Raw genomic sequence first — 19,839 nt, forward strand, 5'->3', positions numbered from 1 at the left:
AGTCCACGGCAGCGGGGCAGTCCACGGCAGCAGCGTGGCCCCGATCATCCGGCCCGTCCCGCCCGCAGCCGCACGGCGAGCGGCAGCACGGCCGCGCCCATGAGCAGCCCGCCCCACAGCGCTGACCCGGGAAGATCCAGGAAGACCGCGTGGGCGAGCACGGACGAAGCGTACGTCCAGAACCAGAGCGCGAACATCGGTGCGTCGCGGTCTCCCGGGGTGCCGCCGGCCGGGCCGGTCAGCGCGCGCAGGGCGGTCATCAGGACCAGGGCGAAGCCGAGCCAGCCCGCATAGTTGCCGATCGGGATGCCGGGCACCCCGGGCAGCGCGGGGATGGGGGAGTGCCAGAGCCAGTAGCCCTCGGCGACCATCTGCGGGTCGAGGAACAGGTCCCAGGCGGCGAGCCCGAGCGCCGCGACGGCCACCCGCAGTGCCGGGGCGCGGGTCAGCCGCACGGCCGCGAGCCAGGCCGGCCACGCCATCCAGGTCCAGGCCAGCGGGATGATCAGCGGTACGCCGAGGAGTTTCGGCCCCAGCTGCCCGGAGTAGTCGTAGGTGCCGAACGGGAAGCCGGTGGCCACCCCGATCGCCTCGACCGCGAAGCCGCCCACGGTCGCGGTGGCCACCAGGGCGAGCGCCGCGCGGGGACCCCGGCTCCAGGCCGCGTGGGCGACCGAGAGCAGGTAGCCGAGCAGCACCGTCGTCACGGTCATGGCGGCCCGGACCCCGCCCGAGGTCAGCGGATAGCTGATCTGGACCAGGACCAGGACACCGAGCAGCGCCCACAGGCCGGTGCCGTGGCGCGGGGGGTTAAATGCCGACAATGCCGGGAACGCCCTCGACCGGGGCGCGTTCGGTGAGCGGCAGGTCGCGTCCGAGGATCGCGAACGCCCGCTCGTCGCCGGGGAAGAAGAAGTCGCGCAGGACGTCCTCGAAGCCGAACCGCCGGTACAACCGCCAGGCCCGGGAGCGCTGCTCGTCGGCCTCCGGCGTCGACAGCAGGACGGTCTCGCCGTGCGCCATCGTCAGCAGCGCGCGCAGCTGGCGGGCGCCGATGCCGTGGCCCTGGGCGCTCGGGCGCACGTGCAGCTCGACGACCTCGAAACAGGTGCCCAGCCAGCGGTCCCGGTCGGTCTCCGGCAGCGCCGAACGGACCTGGTCGTGCCACCACTGACCGGTGCTGGACGCGTAGCCGTAGCCGAAGCCGGCCAGGTGGCCCTCGGTGGTCAGCGTCGCGACCGCCCGGAAGCCACCGCGGCGCACGTGGGCGCCGATGTATCCACGACGGGTCTGCAGCAGCTCGGCGCGGTAACCCATCGCCTCGCCGTACACGCTGACCACGTCGTCCAGCCGCCGGAGCATGTCGTCCGGCTGCCAGGGGACGAGCCTCATCTCGCTCCTTCCCGCCAGCCCAGCACGGTTGTGTCGCCACTGATGTCGCGCACCGCGAAACGGGCGAACAGATCCTCCGCGTACCACTGTGCGGAAGGGGTCCGGGCGATCACCGCGCGGTGCTCCGGCTGACGGTACGCGAACGCGGTGAGCTCCGCCGAGCTGCTCCACACCGTGACGGTGCCCTGCCAGCCCACCGGCGCCTCACCGATGCCGAAGCGGGCGAGCAGCCCGGGCGCCGCGGCGAGCTCCCGCGCGACCGGTGGCACCGCGTTCCAGAACGTGAGGGCCCGCGACGGCCGCAGCCGGGCCCGGGTCAGGGCCAGGACCATGCCTTCGGTACGACCACCGCGCGGCTCCCCGAACGGTGTCCGGCGCGACCATCGGCCCCGGCTGGCGATCGGCGTCAGATCGACCCGGGCCCGCCCCGCGGCCAGCCGGTCCCACCCGGCACCCACCGAGCCCAGGTCACCACCGCCGTCGTTGTCCCACGCGAGCACCGCGGCGAACCGGGTCAGGTCGGCGTCGCCGGGCCCGAAGCTCGTGCCGGTCCCGGTGCCGAGGAGCTTGCCGAACGTCACGCCGGGCAGCCGCCGCAGCCGCCGCGGATCGGTCGCCATCCGGACGAGGGCGCCGCCGACCGCTCGCCGCGGCACTCGCCACACGTGCAGGGTGACCAGCGGCGGAACCGGATTCATGCCTGCACGCTATACCGGGGCGTCACGTCGCCGGCTTGCGCACCAGCACGGTGACCCGCAGCCGGTGGTAGGACGTGGTCTCCCGGGCGACGTACAACCGCCGGAGCGCGGTGCGCTGAGCGGCCGGCAGCTGCGACAGCACCGATCCCGTGGGGTCGGTCGCGACGAGCCAGATCCGCTGGGTCGTGCCCAGACAGGCGATGAGGTCCGGGCAGGCCTTCCGCTTCCAGGAGTACGCGTTCTCCGGCGGCACGTCCCACAGGACCTCCCGTGGCTGCTCCGATCGGGGCTGGTCGCGCCACTCGTACCGGAAACCCCGGTGCGCGTACGGGTAGTTGGCGAACACGATGCCGTCCCCGGGCTGCTCCAGCGCCCTGATGTGGGCGGCCGCCTCGCGGTACCCGAACCCGGTCCGGGAGAACTCGTGGCGGAGGCCGGTCTGCTGGGGCCAGCCCAGGAACGCCAGGATCGCGACGGCGGCCACCCCGGCGGCCACGATCTTCGCGGTGAACCCGGGGCCGGCCGGCTCGCCGGCGAACCGGCGCAGGGCGACGCCGGCGAGCAGCAGCCACGCCGGGACGGTGAAGAGCATGTAGCGCGGGTAGAAGAAGTGGAAGTCGGGGAACGTGTAATACGCGATCACCGGCGGCAGCAGGGCCCACGTCGCGAGGAAACCGGCGGTCCACCGCTGTTGCTTCTCGAACGCGAGCATGATCACCGCGATCAGCCCCAGGGCCACGGCGAAGCCGGCCACCCCGGCGTTCATGAACACGTCCTCGGGGAAGGCCTGCACCCGCGCCCACGTGTTGGGGGGAACCCAGCTGATCTGCCCGTTCTGGGTGCTTCCCTTGAGGGCCAGCGGCGAGAAGGTGACAACCGCCACGATCACCGCGAGGGGCCAGCCGATCAGCAGGCGGAGCCGTTCCCGGCCCCCGCTCGCGAGCGCGGCCCGGAGCACCAGCAGAAAGTGTGCGGCCAGGGCCATGGCGCTGACGACATGGCTGAAACCGATCGCCATCACCGCGAGCGAGTACAGCACCCAGCGTCCGACGGTCGGCCGCTCCAGCGCCCGCAGCAGCAGCCAGATCGCGGTCACCGTGGCGAGCGTCGCCATCGCGTAGGGACGCGCCTCCTGCCCGTACCGGGAAACGGCCGGGACCAGCGCGACCAGCAGTCCGGCCAGAATTCCCGCGGGTGCGTCGAAGAGCCGCCGCCCGATGAGCGCGAGCACCCCGGCAGCCAGGGCCATGCTCAGGGCGGACGGCATCCGCAGGGAGGTCTCGGAATCCCCGAACACCGCGATCCAGCCGTGCATGAACACGTAGTACGGCAGCAGGACGATGTCCACCGACTGGATCAGCTTGCGGAGATCGGGGAACGTGAGCGTCGCCGACCACCACGTCGCGTTTTCATCCGCCCACAGCTGTCGGTGACCGATCTCGATCAGCATCACGATCAGCGTCACGACGAACGGCGGCAGCATGACCCGCACGCTGCCGGATTCCCACGGCCGGACCCGGCGCTTGGCGGCTACCTGCGTCTCCTGATCGTGATCGGGGGTCGTATCCGCAGGTGCAGCCGTGTCGGCGGCCATAAAAAAGACTCCGAAGGTGAAGGAACGACGTGGAAGCTGCTCATCTTAGAGGGGCTCCGCACTCTCCCCGACCCCGCAGCTGTCCCGCCGTCAGCGTGAGTCATCGATCATGATTGACGACTCTGTCAGGCCAGCGCCGCGCTGAGGAGCGTCACTGCCGCGATCAGGCCGGCCCGGGGGGTTTCCCGCCAGTCCGCGGCCAGGGGTTCGAGGCCGGTGGAGTGCGGATAGCGGTCGCGCAGGTCCGGGATCTGGCGCGCGGTGGACGCGGCGTGGGCCAGCCAGGCGGTGGTGCCCGCGTCGTCCATGCGCCGGTAGGCCGCGCTGGTCTCGGCCGCCGAGCGGGCCACCGCGTACAGCGTGGTGATGGCCGGCGGCCGCAGCCGGGCCGGGACCTGCCAGGTGGTGAGCACCGTGGCCAGGCGTTCGAGCCATTCCTGCTCGTGGGGGCCCTGGGACCACGGCCGGCCGGGCAGCCAGGGGTGGGCCAGGTAGACCGCGAACAGGTGGCCCGCCCAGGCCTGGAGGTCGTCGCCGAGGGTGGCGCCCGGGTCGGTCCAGGCCGGCATCGCCGAGGCGTGGTCGCTCATCAGGGCGAGCAGGTTCTCCTTGGTCCCCACGTAGGGGTAGAGCGCCATCGGGGTCTTGCCGAAACGGGCCGCCACCAACCGGGTCGACACCGCGGCCAGACCGTCATGGTCCGCGATGGCGATGGCGGCCTCGAGGATCTCGTCCAGGTCGAGCTGCTGGCGGGGGCCGCGCCGGGGAGTGGGCAGCGCGGTTCCGTGGTGGCGCCACAGGCGGCGGACGTGCGCGTCGACATCCATAGTCCTTACACTATAAGGAGTTTCCGGACGGAAGGGGAGAGTCATGGATGTCACGGTGCTGGGCGAGGGGCCCGCGGTGCTGCTGCCGGTCGGCACGGCGATCACCGAGGGGGAGGCCGCGGACAGGGCGCGGGCGTGGGGCGCCGGCCAGAACCTGGGGCACGCGCTGGCGACCGGGCTGGTCGAGGCCGGTTTTCAGGTGATCGCCGCCGACTACGAGGCCCACCTGCGGGCGCATCCGCGCCCGGACGACCTCGACGCCGGGGCGCTCGCCGGTGACCTGCTGGGCATCGCCGACGCGGCCGGGGTCGAGCGGTTCGCCTACTACGGATACTCCTGGCTCGGGCTGGCGGGGCTCCAGCTCGCGATCCGCACCGACCGGCTGACCGCGGTCGCGATGGGTGGCTTCCCGCCGCTCGACGGCCCCTACGAGGCGATGCTGAAGGTCACCCACGCGACCCATCGGGCGGCGGTGGAGCAGGGGTCCGAGCCGGTTCCCGAGGCGGAGCCGGGCGACTGGGACGCGGCCGGGATCAGCCTCGACCCGGACCAGACCCGGCAGTACGTCACGCTGTATGAATCCCTGCGGGGCTTCGACGAGCGGGCGGCCCTCGCCGGGGTGCGCGTCCCCCGGCTGGCGTTCGCCGGGGCCGACGACACCATTGTCTACAGTGCGAAGTGGGGCGATGCCACGGTCGTGATCGGGGACGCGCTGCGACGCAACGCCGCGGAGCTGATCGCGCTCGGGTGGCGCGTACGGGTGATCGAGAAGGCCGACCACCTGGTGGCCATGCAGGCGGCGCAGGTCCTCCCGATCCTGATCCCGTTCCTGCGGGAGGCTACGGGAGGTCAGGTGGCGGCGATCGGCAGCTGACGACCCTGCTCGGCGACGCGCTGCCGGAGGCCGGGCTCGACCGGCTCGGCGCGTCACCGGGCCGGCTGCGCGCCTCCGCCGAGGTGCCGGAGCAGGAAATCGGCGGTGGTGTCGGCCGCCTCGGTGACGTAGGGATCGACGTCGTACAGGTCGATGTGCTGCTTGGCGTCCAGCCAGTGGATCTCCTTGGGGCCCGGCGCCGCCAGGTAGGCCGCCTCGGCGAGCTCGGGGGAGCAGTAGTCGTCGGTGCGGCCGTGCACGATCAGCAGCGGCGTCCCGCCGAGCAGCGGGGCCGCGCCGAGCGCGTCGAGCGTCATCAGGGAGTGCAGCGAGCCGTACGTGACCCGGTTCTCCCAGTGCTCGGCCGCCGACCGGCCGGTGCCGTAGTACTCGTACGGTTCGGCACCGCCCATCGCCGCCGGCCCGTCACCGGCGGTGACCGCGGGCAGCTCCTCCTCGTAACGGTCGATGAACGAGCGGATCGCGCCGCGGTACCCCTGCGGGTCGGCCGCGGCGAAACGGGCCGGGCTGTTGTAGGCGCCGGCGATGCCCGCGGCGACGGCGATCCGCGGGTCGGTCGCGGCGGCCCGGACCGCGTACCCGCCACCGAGACAGATGCCGACGACGCCGATGCGCTCCGGATCCACCTCCGGGTGCTCGGCGAGCAGGCCGACCGCGGCCCGCAGGTCGGCGAGTTTGCCCTGGCTGTCCTCGTGGGCCCGGCGGCCGCCGCTCTCGCCGAAACCCCGGTGGTCGAACGCGAGGGTGGTGAGTCCGCGCCGGTGCAACTCCGCCGCGTATCGGCCGGTGACCTGCTCCTTGACGCCGGTGAACGGCCCGGTGAGCACGACGGCGGGGGCGCCGGGGGTGACCCGCAGCTCCCCGGCCAGCTCGATGCCGTCGGCGGTGAACGTGATTCGCATGGCTCGACGGTAAGCGCGTTCGTCCGATCAGGACAGAAGGCACTTCGCGGTACCCTTATCCGTGTCTCTGGTCGTTCCTGATGTGCTCGAAGAGGGCTGCACCACGCGGCAGGCCCTCGAACGCCTCGCGTCCAAGTGGCGGGTCCTGCTCATCTACGCCCTGATGGACGGCCCGCAGCGGCACGCCGTCCTGCGCCGCCGGGTCGCGGGCATCACGCAGAAGGTGCTGACCGAGACGTTGCGGGACATGGAGGCCGACGGCCTGGTGGAGCGCCGGGTGCTCAAGGAGGCCCCACCGCGGCACGTCGAGTATTCCCTGACCGAGCTGGGCCGCACGCTGGAGGAGCCACTCGCCGCCATCTGCGAGTGGGCCACCAAGCACGGCCGGGCGTGACTCAGCCGCGGATCTTGGCGAACGTCGCGGTCGCCACCGCGGGCAGCGCCTTCGCGGCACCGTCGACGTCGCCGCCCTCGTCGAGTTCGTTGACGCTGATGCTGAGGTACATGTTGCCGTCCCAGGCCTCCAGCTGCGGGCCCGTGATCTCGTCGACGTACGTGAACGCGGCGGTGCCCACACCCGGCACCTCGGTCAGCTCGACGCCGGACTTCTCCTGCACCCCGCGGAAGCCGTCGTAGATGATCTTGCCGTCGGCGCCCTTGACGGACTGCGTGCGTACCGTGACGGTGAATTTGTCGTAGGACTTGGCGCAGTTGACCTGCGAGCCGACGGTGGAGCTGATGAGGCCCTCGTCGCGGATCTGCGAGGCGCCCAGCACCGCGTCCATGGCGGTCGTGTCGACGTTGTCGCAGCCCTTGCCGGACGGCTGGTACGTGACGCCGGTCGCGCCCGGGGTCTGCTTGCTTTCCGTGGTGCTGTCGTCACTGCCGCCGCAGGCTGTCGCGCCGAGCAGCGTCATGACGGTGAGGCTCGTGACGAGCCCGATCCTGCCCCCGTGTGAGTTCATGGCAGCGAGTTTCCCGGAGCCGATCCGCCCTGGTCAGCCGGGGTCTCCCGGGGTTGTGCATCCCACCGCGTCCGGGGTTGCGCCTTGAGTAGATCTTGTGATGTGACCTAGTCTCAGAAGGTCGACGCATTGAAACGTTTAAATATGTGGTGATCACCGCCCCGCGCAACTCCCCCCACCGAGGAGAAACCGCATGGCCCCGCACATCCCCCGAAAACTCGTCGCGCTCGCCGCCGCCACCGTCCTGGCCGGCAGCGGGTTCGCCGCCACCCGGGCGGACGCCGCCCCGGCGCTCGTCACGACCCCGGTCAGCCTCACCGGCGCGCACTGGATCTGGTCCGACGACGGCGATCCGGCCACGAACGTCCCCGCCGGCACCCGCTACCTGCGCCGCACCTTCACCGCCCCGTCCGGGCCCTACACCGACGCCCAGCTCGTGGTCGCCGGCGATGACAACGTTGACGTCTGGCTCAACGACACGTATCTGGCCGGCTCCCCGCGCGGCACCGACTCGTGGAAACGCGCGCAGTACGTCGACCTCGCCGCGGCGCTCAAGCCCGGCGCCAACACGCTCACCGTCGCCGCCCGCAACACCAGCGCGGGTGCCGCCGGAGTGCTCGGCCGGGTCCGCATCGCCGGCGCCGGCTCGACCGTCGACCTGGTCACCGACGGGACGTGGCAGGCCGCGGCGAGCGTGCCGCAGACCTGGAGCGCGGCCCGGGACGCCGGTGCCTACGGCGTGGCGCCCTGGCGGCTGGACGTCGTGGCGCCCAGCTCCGGCAGCGCCTCCCCGGTCAGCCTCGCCGGGCTGACCACCGAACGCCGCACCGACCCCGTCGGGATCGACGCGCCGAAGCCGCGGTTCGGCTGGCGGCTCGTCTCCGCGGCCAACGGCCAGCTCCAGGGCCGCTACCAGGTCACCGTCGGCACGAGCGCCGGTGCCGCCGACGTCTGGGACAGCGGTCAGGTCGCCTCGGCTGCGAGCACCGACGTCGCGTACGGTGGCCCGGCGCTGGCCGGCAACCGCACCTACCACTGGCGGGTGCGGGTCTGGGACGCCCAGGGCCGGGCGAGCGCGTGGAGCGCGCCGGCCCGGTTCGACACCGGCGTGACCACGTGGCAGGCCGACTTCATCGGGGGCCCGGCCGGCGCGACGATCACCGGCGCCTCCTGGATCTGGTATCCCGAGGGCGACCCGGCCGTCGAGGCCCCGGCCGCCCAGCGGTATTTCCGGCGCACCGTCGACCTCGCCGCACCCGGCTCGGCCACCCTGGTGGTGACCGGTGACGACACCGCCGACGTGTGGGTCAACGGCACCCCGGTCGCCGCCTCCCGCCGGGCCACCGACTCGTGGAAACGGGCCACCACCGTGGACGTCTCGGCCTACCTGCGGGCCGGGGCCAACACGATCGCGATCGCCGCGACCAACACCAGCGCCGGACCGGCCGGCCTGCTCGCGAAACTCGTCGCGGGGACGACGACCGTGGTCAGCGACGGTTCGTGGAAGACGTCGCAGACCGGCCCGGCCGGCTGGGAGCGGTCCGGCTTCGACGACAGCGGGTGGCCGGCGGCCAGGGTCACCGCGGCGTACGGGGCCGGCCCGTGGGGAGCCCAGGTGGCGGTGCCGAACCCGGCGCCGTACCTCAGCAAGGCGTTCACGGTCGCCAAGCCGGTCGCCCGCGCACGGCTCTTCGCCACCGCGCTCGGCCTGCAGGACACCTACCTCAACGGCGCGAAGGTCGGCACCGAACGCCTCGGCCCCGGCTGGACCGACTACAGCAAGCGCCTGCAGTACAGCGGTTTCGACGTGACCCGGAGCCTCAGGCAGGGCGACAACAACCTGGGCGCGCTGCTGGGCAACGGCTGGTACTCGGGGAACATCGGCTTCGCGGGCAACCAGCGCTACGGCACCGCACCGTGGTACTCGGCGGAGTTGTCCATCGAGTACACCGACGGAACGCGCGCTGACGTGCGTACCGATGGAAGTTGGTCCTCGTCGCCCAGCACGATCGTGTCCGACGACCTGTACCACGGCGAGGATCAGGACGCCCGCGTCGCGGGTGGCCCGCGGCCGGTCACGGTCCGCACCGGCGCGAAGCCGCACCTCGTCGCCCAGGTCGACCCGGGGGTGACCGTCCAGCAGGAACTGCGGCCGGTCGCGATCACCCAGCCGAGACCCGGGGTGTGGATCGCCGACCTCGGCCAGAACTTCGCCGGCTGGAACCGGCTCAAGGCGACCGGACCGGCCGGCACCCGCGTCACGCTGCGGCACGGCGAGATCCTCAACGCCGACGGCACGCTGTACACCGCGAACCTGCGCGCCGCCCAGGCCACCGACACGTTCACCCTGGCCGGCACCGGTGCGCAGGAGGTCTTCGAACCGCACTTCACGGTGCACGGCTACCGCTACGTCGAGATCACCGGATTCCCCGGCACCGTCACCGCGGACAACCTGACCGGGCTCGCGGCCTGGACCGACGGCGCCGAGACCGGTGACTTCACCACGAGCGACCCGCTGATCAACCAGGTGCAGCACAACATCCTCTGGGGCGCCCGCTCCAACATGCTGTCCATCCCGACCGACTGCCCGCAACGCGACGAACGCCTCGGCTGGACCGGCGACATCGCGTCGTTCGGCGCCACCTCGACGTTCAACTTCGACGCCCACGGCCTGCTCGACAAGTTCGCCGACGACCTCGTCGACGCGCAACGGGCCGACGGCGCGTTCACCGACGTGGCGCCGGCCGTGATCGACGGCGCGGGCAAGGCCGGCTGGGCCGACGCGGGCGTGATCGTGCCCTGGACGCTGTGGCAGCGCTACGGCGACCTCAGCGCCGCCGACCGGCACTTCACGGCCATGGCGCGGTATGTGGACTACCTCCGCTCGACCGCGGGCGCCGACCTCATCCGCGACCACGAGACGTTCGGCGACTGGCTCAACGTCCAGGACGAGACGGCCCGCGACCTGACCAGCACGGCGTTCTTCGGATACTCGGCCCGGCTGCTCTCGCGGATGGCCGCGGCGACCGGCCGCACCGCCGAGGCGGCGTCCTACGGAACGCTCGCCGACCGGATCGCGACGGCGTTCACCAGCCGGTTCATCGCCGCGGACGGCACGGTCAGCGGCAACAGCCAGACCGGGTACGTGCTCCCGCTCGCGTTCGGCCTGGTTCCGCCGTCACTCACCCAGGCCGTGGCGGACAAACTCGCCGCCAAGGTCGCGTCGCGCAACGGTCACCTGTCGGTCGGTTTCATGGGCGTGGAAAATCTGCTCCCGGTGCTGGCCACCCACGGTCACCTCGACACGGCGTACCAGATCCTGCAGCAGCCGGACTACCCCGGCTGGGGCTACATGAACTCCCGCGGAGCGACCACCATCTGGGAGCGCTGGGACGGCATCCGGCCCGACGGCACCCTGCAGGACGTCGGCATGAACTCCTTCAACCACTACGGCCTCGGCTCGGTCGGCGACTGGCTCTACCGCACCGTCGGCGGCGTCGCCCCGGCGGCGCCGGGATACAAGCAGGTGCTGATCGCCCCCAAGCCGGGCGGGACACTCACGTCCGCATCAAGTTCCCTCACCACGGGGTACGGCCCGACGAGCGCATCCTGGCAGCGAAGCGGATCAAGGTTGTCGCTCAAGGTCGTCATCCCACCCAACACCACGTCCACGGTCCAGGTGCCGGCCCCCACGGCGGCAGCGGTGACAGCCCCACCGGAAGCAGTCCCCCAGGGCTACACCGACGGCGCGGCAACCTACGCCCTCCCCTCAGGCACCTACACCTTCACCGTCGCCTAGCTCATTTGCTCTTTCCGCCCGGGGTGTCCAGTCTTCTGGACACCCCGGGCGGCAACTCGCTGGTATCGCGGATCGATTGAGGCCGACCACGATGCTTTGGCGCGCCTGTTGGCCGTGGTTGCTCCGGCTCAACTGGCGGCGGTCGCGGTGCCCTCCGGTTTCGACTGGGAGGACAGGCGGGCGGTTGTGGAGCGGATAGCCACGCTGGATCAGCCGAGCCCCGCCCTGGAACAGGGCGGAGGCGGGCCGTAGGTCTTTGCGCCAGGGCGCGTAGTGACGCTCCGAGCCGTCACCGTGATCGGCCAGTGGGACCACCGCACGGAGCCCGGCTGCTGTCTCCGCGGCCTGCTCCGGCAGATGCCGGGTGATCAGCTCCCACGCGGGTACGAAGAGTTCCTGCCACCGGGCCGCTTCGTCGTCGGTCAGCCGGGCCAGCGGGACGGCGTGATAGCCGTCGCGATACGGGCTGGCGTCCTCGAGGCGTAACCGGCATCCCCGCCCGTCGAGCTCGTCACGCTGCTCCGGTGGCCGAGAGCCGCGTCAGATCCGCGGCGACCCGGGCACTGATGTGGCGGATCAACTTCAGCATGTCAGCACAGTAGACGGAAGCATTGCGGAAACCGTCCGACGCTCGGTAGCGATGGGCGTAATGTCCGCCACCGCAGACATCCCGGACCTCGCAGCGAAGACAGTCGTCGCCGAGAGCTCGCAGCCCGATCTGCCGGGCGGCCACGCCGGGATGATCGAGCGCCGCCTCGAACCCGTCACGAAGCACATTCAGGCCGGTGTCACACGCCCCCTGGTAGGCGGATTTCAACGAGTCGACCTGCTCGATCGCACCGTCGGTCTCGATCACCACGACCGCCACCGGACTCAGGCCGACCTGCTCGGACTGACTCGTACCGCCGAGCACCAACGCCAGCACGTCCTCGAAAAGGCGGATGGCGACCTCTTGGCGGGGAGCGTCGTACCAGCGGTCGAAGATCGCGATCAGCCAGTCCGCGTGCGGCGCCGGGCCGCTACCGTCCGGGCGGAACGGCGGCGCCGACCAGTTGGCATGGGGGATGAGGAGGTCGAGAGCGGGTGGCCGGTAGGAGATCAGGGCCTCGTAGCAGGCGATCGGGTCGGTGGTCGGGTCGACAGTGCAGAGCAGCCCGGCGAAGGACGCTCGATACGGTTCCGAGGCGAGCAGCAGGAGCGCTCGGTCGACCTCGGCATGACTGCCCTTGCCGTTCGCGCGGAGCCGATGGCGATCGTGATCCGCGGGCGTGCCGTCGAGGCTGACCCCGATGCCGACCCCACGGGCGTGCAGGCGTTTCAGGGTGGCCTCGTCGAGCAGGACGCCGTTCGTCTGCATCTGCACGTCGAGGCGGCCGAGACCGTCGAAGGCCCGGTGGAATGCTCCGACCACCTCGTCGAGGCGGGCCGCACCGGCGAGGAGCGGCTCACCGCCGTGCAGCACCAGGCGCATGCTGTCGAGCTGGTGGGTGCGGGCGTGGTCGGCCATCCGCCCGGCGGCGGCCCGCGCGATGTGCGGTTCCATCAGCAGGGGACGCGTCCGCCAGGACTGGTCGGCCATCTCGTAGACGTAGCAGTAATCGCAGGCCAGGTTGCAGCGTTGATGGACCTTGAGCACGACGTCACGGAACGGCGTCGGGCACCAGCCGGTGGCACGCAGCGCCGCCACGTCGAGGGCCCGGTGCGGCCACCGGGGCGCCGGGGCGACGATCGGCAGCGAGGTGGGTCGAACGGTGGGCATGAGGTCCTTCCGGCGGTCCGGCTCCGCGTCCGATGCTAGAAAGGTGGCGGCTCGATGTCACCTTCGCCCCGGTTGCCCTGGGCCATCGCCAGCGCCTGCGGGTGATCCTGACCCTGGGCGGCACGCAGCGCGTCGAGGCTCGGCTCGATGAGGGTCAGTGCGGTCGCCGGCTCCCGGTCGCGCAGCAGCAACCCGAGGTTGACCGCGCCGGTCAGCATGTCTGGACGCTGGTCCCGGCGGGCCTCGCGGTCCGCGCGGTGCGGTCGTGTCGCGGACCGAACCGCTCGTGAACACCCTCACCCCGGACAAGCACTCGGGAAGTGGATTCGCGGAGCTGTACCAGGCGCTGGCGGCGAAGTTCGCGTGACCGATCGGGTCTTGTGACTAGTTGCTCAACGACTATGATGGGCGCATGGACGAACTTGATCTGGCCGGCGCGCGCGAGCTGAAGACCCTGCTGGGAGTGAGCCAGCAGCGCGTCTATCAGCTCACCAAGCTCCGGGGTTTCCCGGACCCGGTCGCCGAGCTCGCGCAGGGTCGCATCTGGCTGGCCGGGGAGGTGCGGACCTGGATCGTTCAGCGCCGGGCCGCCCGGGGCGGGACCCGCGCATGAACCGGTTCAGGTGGCGGGTGTGGGAAGCCGGGAAAGGGGAACAGGGATATGTATGGCGATCGATATTGAGGAATTGACGATCTGTCCCGCACGAATCACGCTCGACGCGGCGCAGCTGGCGTTCTTCGGCGGGCTCCCCGCGGACGCGCCGAGTGTGCAGTCGGAGCTGGGCTGCGAGCTCGAACAGGGGCACGAGGGCTCCCATGCCGCGCTGGGCCAGCAGGTCGACGCCACCATGTGGTGGATCCAGTGGACGTTGAGCGCGTCCGAGATCAATCCGTACACGTGGTGCCCGGAACGGCAGGACGCCGTCGAGAGCCGGGTCGAAACGGATTGTCACCTGTTCGTCGGGCACCCCGGCCGGCATTCCTCCGCGGAGCGCTCCTGGCACCGCGCGGAGGTGGCCTGAACCGGTACACGTGGGCGGTGAGCGTGGACATCGTCCCCGTCCTGGCCCACGATGGTGGTGATGATCCCGTTCCTGGCCACGATGATCGCCGCCGGTGCGCTGGCCGCTCCGGCGCCGGCGCAGCCGGTGTGCACGGTCGCCGATCCGCGGGCGGCCGAGATCTCCGGGCTGGTCGCGTTCCCCGACGGCGGGTACGCCGTCATGAACGACGGATCGGACGACCCGGACCGCCGGAAGATCTTCTTCCTGAACGGGCGGTGCGAGGTGACCCGGTCGGTGGCGTACCCGTCCCGGCCCCGCGACACCGAGGACATGGCCCGCGCGCCGGACGGCACACTGTGGATCGCGGACATCGGCGACAACAGCGGCTCGCGGGAGACCATCGGGTTGTGGCGGCTGGCCCCCGGCGCGCGGAAACCCAAGCTGTACCGGATGAGCTATCCGGACGGCGCGCACGACGCCGAGGCGCTGCTGCTCGCACCGGACGGCACCCCGATCGTGGTGACCAAGGGCGTCGGTGCCGCGGGCGTCTACGTACCCGGGAAGAAGCTGAAGACCGGCCGCACCACGCCGCTGGACCGGGCCGGTGCCGTCACCCTGCCGATCAGTGACACCAGCAATCCGTACGGGCTGGCCGGCCGGCTCGTGATCACCGGCGGGGCGGTGAGCCCGGACGGATCGCGGGCGGTGCTCCGTACCTATGCGGACGCGTTTGAATTCGGCGTGACCGGCGGTGACGTGCTCGGCGCGATCACGACGGGGTCGCCGCGCCGGGTGGCGTTGCCGGACGAGCCGCAGGGCGAGTCGATCGCCTACAGCGCGGACGGATCGGCGCTGCTCACCGTGTCGGAGGGCCGCAAGCCACCACTGCTGCGATATCCCGTCGCCGCGCCGGCCCCGACGGCTTCCCCCTCCGCGCCGCCTCCCTCGACCGCGGCATCGCCCTCGTCGGCCGCGGCGCCGCTGGTCAGCAGCGAGCCCGCCGATCGCGGGATGCTGCTGACCGCCGTCCTGCTCCTGCTGTTCGTGGGTGCCCCGATCGGACTGCTCGCCTACCGGCGGCTCGCCCGCTGAACGAGGGCGGCGACGGTTGCCGCGCTGTCGTCGGTCAGGCTTTCCAGGGCGTACGAGGTCGGCCAGAACCCGCCGGCCTCGTCGAGCGCCGCCTCACCGCTGAAGCCCAGGGTCGAATAGCGCGCCTTGTCCATGAGCCCGCTGCGGAAGAACACGATGACCTTCCCGGCCCGCGCCCACCCCGGCTGCCCGTAGTAGAGCTTCGGCGTCAACTCGGGTGCCGCGTCCGCGACCACGGTGAGCAGGCGTTGCGCCGTGGCCCGATCGGGTAGCGGCATCTCGGCGATCTTCGCCAGCACAGCGGACTCCTCGGCGGCCGCCTTCTCCGCGGCACCGGTGCGCCGGGACCCGGCCTTCAACTCGGCCGCCCGGTCCTTCATGGCGGCACGTTCTTCCGCGGAGAACTTCGGTGATGAACTCATCCATTCACGCTACGAGAGGCGCGTACGCCGCGCTTCTCGATTCCTGATCGACACGGTGTGACCATGGTCCGATGGATCAGCGCATTCTCGTCACCGGCGCCCGGCGCGGCATCGGCGCGGCCCTCGCCATCGGTCTCGCCCGCCCCGGCGTCACCCTGCTGCTGCACCACCTGGACGCCGCCGGCCAGGCCGGGGACGTGGCCCGCCGCTGCCGCGACCTGGGCGCGAGCACGAGGCTGCTGGACGCCGACCTGAGCGACCCCGCCGCGGTGACCGCGATGGCCGCCCGCGCCGGCGACGTCGACGTCCTGGTCAACAACGCGGCCCGGGCCTCCAACGTGCCGATCGGCGAGATGACCACCGGGGAGTGGGGATCCACGTTCGCGGTCAACGTCACCGCACCCATGCTGCTCGCCCAGACCCTCGGCGCGGGCATGACCGTACGAGGCTGGGGGCGCATCATCAACGTCGTGTCACCGACGGTGGCGCTGGGCGGGCCGTCCGGACCCGCGTACGTGGCGAGCAAGGCCGCCCTGATCGGCCTGACCCGTTCCCTGGCCCGAGCCCTCGGCCCGGCCGGGGTGACGGTCAACGCGCTCTCACCCGGCGCGATCCGCACCGAGGGCGAGGACGAACTCGAGGAGGCCGAGCGGGCGGCCGGCCGGGACGTCCCCGATCACCAGGCCCCGTTGGCGGCGACCCAGGCGGTGCCGCGCGGCCTGACCCCCGAGGACCTGGTCGATACGGTACGGCTGCTGGCCGCCCCCGGCTCGGCGGCGCTGACCGGCCAGGTCCTCGAGGTCGGCGGCGGCCTGGTCTTCCGCTGACGCCCGGTCGCTGCGACGCGTAGGAGTCGTGGACCGGGTCAGGACGGGGTCCGGTTCCTGGTGACGAGGCCCTTGATGAGGCGGTAGGCGCCGTACAGCATGGGTCCCCAGGCGACGATGTAGAACGTCGCGCCGGACGAGAGGGTCCAGAGCGTGATGATGATGCCGGCGAGCAGCCAGACAGCGCCGAAACCGATGTCGCGGCGGGCGCGGGTCTGCGCCTCGGCGTCCTGGGCGGCTCGCTGGACGCGTTGTGCTCGCGCGGCTTCCTCGGCGTCCTCGATCGGGGGCTGATAGGCGCGCTGTGCGGGCGGCCGGCCCGGGTAGGCCGGAGGCTGCGCCGCGGGCGGGGCCGGCGGGGTCGGGGCCGGGGCCGGTGGTGGGGGAGTGGATTCGTACGAGGGGTGGTTGTCGAAGGTCGGGTCCGGGAAGGTCATGGCGTTGCCCCCGTTGCGGTTTGTCAGCTGACCGGGATGCCGTGCTGGTCGAGCATCCCCATGAGGTGGTCGAGGAGCGGGTCGCGGCCGTCGGTGATCTCGACCGGTAGTGCGATCGTCCGGCCCGGCCGGGTCACCAGCCGGGTCACCAGCCGGTAGTGGACGAGTTTGCCCCTGTCCTCGCCGGCCTTCTGGAGGAACGGCTTGAGCTCGGCGATCTCGTTCCAGGCGTACGCGGTCACCCGGCCGTTCTTGCGGTGCACGAAGCCGCCCGTGTACACGTGGTAGGACTGGGCGCCACGCACGAACGACCTGATGACCAGGACGATCGCGACCACGGTGGCGAAACACAGCAGGTTGGCCACCCAGCCGAGGACGTCCTCGAGCAGGCCCGAGGCTTTCGGGCCGAGGACGCCCAGCAGCACGAACGCCAGGATGCAGCCGGCCAGCAGGAGCAGGGACAACCCACCGGAGATCGCCGGGCTCAGGAGATACCGGCTGGCCAGGCGTCGTCCGAGCCCGCGGGCCAGGGCGGCACCGGTGATCTCGGCGGGTGGTTCTTCGCCGTACGGTTCGGGCTCGGTCATGGTCTGCCCCCGGGCGACGGCCGGCGCCGTCTGATGGCCCGCCGGATGCGGTAGAGGATCATCAGCAGGCCGCCGGTGATCATCAGCCAGACCTGCATCGGCAGGTGCGGCAGGTGCCACCCGTCGCGCTCGGCGTCCGGTGCCGCCGCCGGCTCCGCACCAGGGCCCGCGTCCGGCTGCGTGTCCGCGTCCTGCTGGGCTTCCGTGTCCGGCTGGGCTTCCGTGTCAGGCTGGGCTTCCGTATCAGGCTGGGCACGAGCGGCGACACCGAGCCAGGTACGGCCGGACGGGTCGGCCGCGGCGGCGGTGAACGAGCGGGCCGCCGCGTCCGCCGCCCCGGGCCATCGTTGGCGGAAGGTCTGCTCGTCCACCGGAGCGAGGTTCACCTGAGCGAAGTCCACCCCGCCGTACGAGTAGGTGTAGCGGTAGACCTTGGAGCCGCGCTTCACGTCCCGCACGATCGTGAACTCGCCGTGGTGGTATGACGTGACGTACTTGTCGAACGTCGTGCGTGGCTTCCAGTCGTCCTTGAGCGGCCAGGCGTGGACGGTGCCGCGGTCGATCAGATCCGCGACCGGCCCGGTCCCGGGGTTCGCCCGGTACCACTCGGCGCCGACCCGGCTGAGGTACACCCGGCGCAGGTCGGCGTACTCGGGCGCGGTGTTCACCCGCTTGATCAGCGCCGGCAGCAGGTAGGTGCGGTACAGGTCCTCGAGGTGCTTGCCGGCCGCCTCGTTCCTGGCCGGGCATTTCGCCCCGTCGACCGCGTCGGTGCCGGGCTCGAGGAAGACCCGCTCCACCCGTACGGTCAGTGGTGCGTCCAGGATGTAGAGGCCACCGTTCTCCTCGCGGACCTGTGCCGGCTCCGGGACGATCCACGTGCGCACGGTGACGCACGGCTGTTCCCCGTACCGTTCGCGCAGGGTGTCGAGGCCGGCCCAGTATTTCCTGCCGGTGGCGGTGTCGGGATGCACCTCGGCGGCCAGGGTGGTCTTCATCCGCAGGTCGGCCTCGAGCAGGACCTTGCCGGCCTCGGTGCTGCCGAGACGTTTCTCGACGATCTGGTCGGGCTGGTTGGGGTTGAGGTTGACCCAGTTCGTCTCGGGCGGAAGGCTCAGCCAGACGAAGAACGCGTCGGACGCCAGCAGCGCGGCCCGGCGTCCCTGGTCGAGCCTCGTGGCGCTGTCGGCCGCCGTCGGTGTGCCTTTCGCGGCGGCCGCGTCGAACGCGAAGCGTGTGCCGGTCCCGGCACCGGGACCGGCGACGTACCGCAGCTCGAGGGTCGAGAAGTCGATACCACCGAGGTCCGTCCTACCGGCCAGCGCGTCGGCCAGCGCGCCGTTCGCCGGCCCGGTTCCCGGGGGTGCGCCCACCTGCGCGCCCGCGAACGCTCGGGCAGCCTTCCGGTAGTCCCGGCCGGCAGCGAGATACGCGTCGTAGAAGCTCTTGATCAGCGCTTTGATCTCGTCCAGGGTGGTGGCATCGCCGATGTCCAGGTAGAGCATCGGCGTCCGGGCCTCCGCGGGGAGGGTCATGTCGTACAGCCCGGGGAACCAGCGGACGAACAGTCCCCGGTCGATGGCGTTGTTGGGGTTGAGGTTCGTCTGACAGAAGTTCGGCGCTCGGGAGCACGGGATGAGCTCGGACAGGCCGGCGAACACGGCGGTCGTCAGATCCTTGCCCAGCGCGGATTTCAGGTAGAGATAGGCCAGCTTCTCGGCATGCACATCGTTGAGGGTGGTCAGGCCGCCGAATCCGGGTGCCTGGTTGCCGCGGTACTCCACGCTGCTTTCCGGCTCCCAGCCGGAGGCACCACGGCGGTAGATGTCTACCCATGTCCTGGTGAGGCTGTCGGCCTGCGGCGGCAAGCTCGCGGTGACGATGCACTTGAGGACACCGTTGTCGTAGTAGAGGAACACCGCGACGTTGCGTCCCCAGGGGATCCCGGACCGGTGGGCGTCGCGGTACTGCAGGGCCGGCTCGTAGAGCGGGTTGCCGAACGGGACGGGCTGAAGCCAGGCGTCCCGCGGAACCGGATCAAGCGCTGCTCGTGCGGGTGTGCCGGCGGTGGTGACGAACAGCGTGATCAGGACGGTGAGCGCGGCCACGAACCGCCGGAGGAATCCCTGACGCGCGGTCATGCGTCGTCCTCGCTCTGGAGCTCGACCACCTTGTACGACCAGAATGTCCGAGCTGCCAGGGCGTCCGGGTCCACCGCCGCCAGCTCACGGCGGAAGGCGGCGGTGCCGTCATCGCCGGCGTGCCGGATCAGGGCGAAATAGCGCCCGGCGGTGAGGAGGAAGAGTCCGACGTCCGAGTTGACGAAGTCCGGTGGATCGGACTCGGCCGGGTCGGGCGGCCATTGCAGCACCACCCCGGTGTCCAGCTCGACCACGAAGATCGGTATGCCCGCCGACCCGGCGATCGGAAGGCAGCGACGGCCGGCGCGCTCGAACGGCGCCAGGGCGTCCCCGTGCTCGAAGTCGAGGCCCCAGATCGGCTCGGTGGGCAGCCCGACCCCGGTCAGGAAAGCGCGGGTGCGCTCGGGCACCGTGTCATCGATCTCGGCTGTCACCGGAGCCAGCGAATCACCCCAGAGACGCCGGATCTCCCCCGTGAGATCCATCGCGATCCTCCTT

At 71.5% G+C, this 19,839-nt stretch carries 21 protein-coding genes; 7 read left to right on the forward strand and 14 right to left on the reverse strand.

Annotated features, from left to right (window positions below):
* Positions 1–44 precede the first annotated feature (44 nt).
* The 5 genes from ACIA6A_RS14425 to ACIA6A_RS14445 all read right to left on the reverse strand — a co-directional run bounded on the left by ACIA6A_RS14425 (position 45) and on the right by ACIA6A_RS14445 (position 4,511).
* Positions 45–824, reverse strand: coding sequence for a carotenoid biosynthesis protein (locus tag ACIA6A_RS14425; protein WP_396098053.1), 780 nt, complete (start codon positions 822–824; stop codon positions 45–47).
* Positions 811–1,392 carry a GNAT family N-acetyltransferase gene (locus ACIA6A_RS14430; RefSeq protein ID WP_396098054.1) on the reverse strand — a complete coding sequence of 194 codons (582 nt, stop codon included), beginning with the start codon at positions 1,390–1,392 and terminating at the stop codon, positions 811–813. Before ACIA6A_RS14430 ends, ACIA6A_RS14425 begins: the two co-directional genes overlap by 14 nt.
* Positions 1,389–2,090, reverse strand: coding sequence for a monooxygenase (locus ACIA6A_RS14435; protein WP_396098055.1), 702 nt, complete (start codon positions 2,088–2,090; stop codon positions 1,389–1,391). The genes ACIA6A_RS14430 and ACIA6A_RS14435 overlap by 4 nt, the downstream gene beginning before the upstream one ends.
* Before the next feature lie 22 nt (positions 2,091–2,112).
* Positions 2,113–3,573 (reverse strand): glycosyltransferase family 39 protein, encoded by a 1,461-nt coding sequence (locus tag ACIA6A_RS14440; protein ID WP_396098056.1) that lies wholly within the window; start codon positions 3,571–3,573, stop codon positions 2,113–2,115.
* Positions 3,574–3,809: 236 nt separating this feature from the next.
* A complete protein-coding gene (locus tag ACIA6A_RS14445; protein WP_396098057.1) occupies positions 3,810–4,511 on the reverse strand; it encodes a TetR/AcrR family transcriptional regulator in 702 nt (233 codons plus the stop codon).
* Positions 4,512–4,554: 43 nt separating this feature from the next.
* Here ACIA6A_RS14445 and ACIA6A_RS14450 point away from each other — a divergent pair, with 43 nt between their 5' ends.
* Positions 4,555–5,385 (forward strand): alpha/beta fold hydrolase, encoded by an 831-nt coding sequence (locus ACIA6A_RS14450; RefSeq protein ID WP_396098059.1) that lies wholly within the window; start codon positions 4,555–4,557, stop codon positions 5,383–5,385.
* A 53-nt stretch (positions 5,386–5,438) separates the two neighbouring features.
* On the opposite strand, the gene ACIA6A_RS14455 is transcribed toward ACIA6A_RS14450, so the two are convergent.
* Positions 5,439–6,308 carry an alpha/beta hydrolase gene (locus tag ACIA6A_RS14455; protein ID WP_396098060.1) on the reverse strand — a complete coding sequence of 290 codons (870 nt, stop codon included), beginning with the start codon at positions 6,306–6,308 and terminating at the stop codon, positions 5,439–5,441.
* A 61-nt stretch (positions 6,309–6,369) separates the two neighbouring features.
* Here ACIA6A_RS14455 and ACIA6A_RS14460 point away from each other — a divergent pair, with 61 nt between their 5' ends.
* Complete coding sequence (locus tag ACIA6A_RS14460; RefSeq protein WP_396098061.1) at positions 6,370–6,702, forward strand: winged helix-turn-helix transcriptional regulator; 333 nt, start codon at positions 6,370–6,372, stop codon at positions 6,700–6,702.
* A gap of 1 nt (position 6,703) precedes the next feature.
* Here ACIA6A_RS14460 and ACIA6A_RS14465 read toward each other — a convergent pair whose 3' ends face one another.
* Positions 6,704–7,273 carry a hypothetical protein gene (locus tag ACIA6A_RS14465; RefSeq protein ID WP_396098062.1) on the reverse strand — a complete coding sequence of 190 codons (570 nt, stop codon included), beginning with the start codon at positions 7,271–7,273 and terminating at the stop codon, positions 6,704–6,706.
* 193 nt (positions 7,274–7,466) lie between these two features.
* On the opposite strand from ACIA6A_RS14465, the gene ACIA6A_RS14470 reads away from it, so the two are divergent.
* Positions 7,467–11,072 (forward strand): family 78 glycoside hydrolase catalytic domain, encoded by a 3,606-nt coding sequence (locus ACIA6A_RS14470; RefSeq protein WP_396098063.1) that lies wholly within the window; start codon positions 7,467–7,469, stop codon positions 11,070–11,072.
* Between the two features lie 511 nt (positions 11,073–11,583).
* Here ACIA6A_RS14470 and ACIA6A_RS14475 read toward each other — a convergent pair.
* Both ACIA6A_RS14475 and ACIA6A_RS14480 read right to left on the reverse strand, forming a co-directional pair.
* Positions 11,584–12,831 carry an FxsB family cyclophane-forming radical SAM/SPASM peptide maturase gene (locus ACIA6A_RS14475; RefSeq protein ID WP_396098064.1) on the reverse strand — a complete coding sequence of 416 codons (1,248 nt, stop codon included), beginning with the start codon at positions 12,829–12,831 and terminating at the stop codon, positions 11,584–11,586.
* A 35-nt stretch (positions 12,832–12,866) separates the two neighbouring features.
* Positions 12,867–13,049, reverse strand: a complete 183-nt coding sequence (locus tag ACIA6A_RS14480) for a hypothetical protein (RefSeq protein ID WP_396098065.1) — start codon at positions 13,047–13,049, stop codon at positions 12,867–12,869.
* Between the two features lie 194 nt (positions 13,050–13,243).
* Here ACIA6A_RS14480 and ACIA6A_RS14485 point away from each other — a divergent pair, with 194 nt between their 5' ends.
* Genes ACIA6A_RS14485 through ACIA6A_RS14495 form a run of 3 tightly spaced genes read left to right on the forward strand, consistent with a single transcriptional unit; the run spans position 13,244 to position 14,927 of the window.
* Positions 13,244–13,444 carry a helix-turn-helix transcriptional regulator gene (locus tag ACIA6A_RS14485; RefSeq protein WP_396098066.1) on the forward strand — a complete coding sequence of 67 codons (201 nt, stop codon included), beginning with the start codon at positions 13,244–13,246 and terminating at the stop codon, positions 13,442–13,444.
* 52 nt (positions 13,445–13,496) lie between these two features.
* Positions 13,497–13,853 (forward strand): hypothetical protein, encoded by a 357-nt coding sequence (locus ACIA6A_RS14490; protein ID WP_396098067.1) that lies wholly within the window; start codon positions 13,497–13,499, stop codon positions 13,851–13,853.
* A gap of 60 nt (positions 13,854–13,913) precedes the next feature.
* Complete coding sequence (locus ACIA6A_RS14495) at positions 13,914–14,927, forward strand: hypothetical protein (protein WP_396098068.1); 1,014 nt, start codon at positions 13,914–13,916, stop codon at positions 14,925–14,927.
* Here ACIA6A_RS14495 and ACIA6A_RS14500 read toward each other — a convergent pair.
* The gene (locus tag ACIA6A_RS14500) at positions 14,906–15,349 is read right to left on the reverse strand and encodes a DUF1801 domain-containing protein (RefSeq protein WP_396098069.1); all 444 of its coding nucleotides are present in this window, start codon (positions 15,347–15,349) and stop codon (positions 14,906–14,908) included. The two genes, ACIA6A_RS14495 and ACIA6A_RS14500, sit on opposite strands and share 22 nt — an antisense overlap.
* 71 nt (positions 15,350–15,420) lie before the next feature.
* Here ACIA6A_RS14500 and ACIA6A_RS14505 point away from each other — a divergent pair, with 71 nt between their 5' ends.
* Positions 15,421–16,176, forward strand: coding sequence for an SDR family NAD(P)-dependent oxidoreductase (locus ACIA6A_RS14505; RefSeq protein WP_396098070.1), 756 nt, complete (start codon positions 15,421–15,423; stop codon positions 16,174–16,176).
* A gap of 38 nt (positions 16,177–16,214) precedes the next feature.
* On the opposite strand, the gene ACIA6A_RS14510 is transcribed toward ACIA6A_RS14505, so the two are convergent.
* From ACIA6A_RS14510 to ACIA6A_RS14525, 4 genes are read right to left on the reverse strand one after another with little or no spacing between them, the layout of a single operon-like run.
* Complete coding sequence (locus ACIA6A_RS14510) at positions 16,215–16,613, reverse strand: hypothetical protein (protein ID WP_396098071.1); 399 nt, start codon at positions 16,611–16,613, stop codon at positions 16,215–16,217.
* 23 nt (positions 16,614–16,636) lie between these two features.
* Positions 16,637–17,200 carry a hypothetical protein gene (locus tag ACIA6A_RS14515; RefSeq protein ID WP_396098072.1) on the reverse strand — a complete coding sequence of 188 codons (564 nt, stop codon included), beginning with the start codon at positions 17,198–17,200 and terminating at the stop codon, positions 16,637–16,639.
* Positions 17,197–19,341 carry a hypothetical protein gene (locus ACIA6A_RS14520; protein WP_396098073.1) on the reverse strand — a complete coding sequence of 715 codons (2,145 nt, stop codon included), beginning with the start codon at positions 19,339–19,341 and terminating at the stop codon, positions 17,197–17,199. The genes ACIA6A_RS14515 and ACIA6A_RS14520 overlap by 4 nt, the downstream gene beginning before the upstream one ends.
* Positions 19,338–19,826, reverse strand: a complete 489-nt coding sequence (locus ACIA6A_RS14525) for an SUKH-4 family immunity protein (protein WP_396098074.1) — start codon at positions 19,824–19,826, stop codon at positions 19,338–19,340. The genes ACIA6A_RS14520 and ACIA6A_RS14525 overlap by 4 nt, the downstream gene beginning before the upstream one ends.
* Between the last annotated feature and the right edge of the window lie 13 nt (positions 19,827–19,839).

Origin of the sequence: Actinoplanes sp. NPDC051494 (assembly GCF_044454705.1) — a bacterium.
Taxonomy (GTDB): domain Bacteria; phylum Actinomycetota; class Actinomycetes; order Mycobacteriales; family Micromonosporaceae; genus Actinoplanes.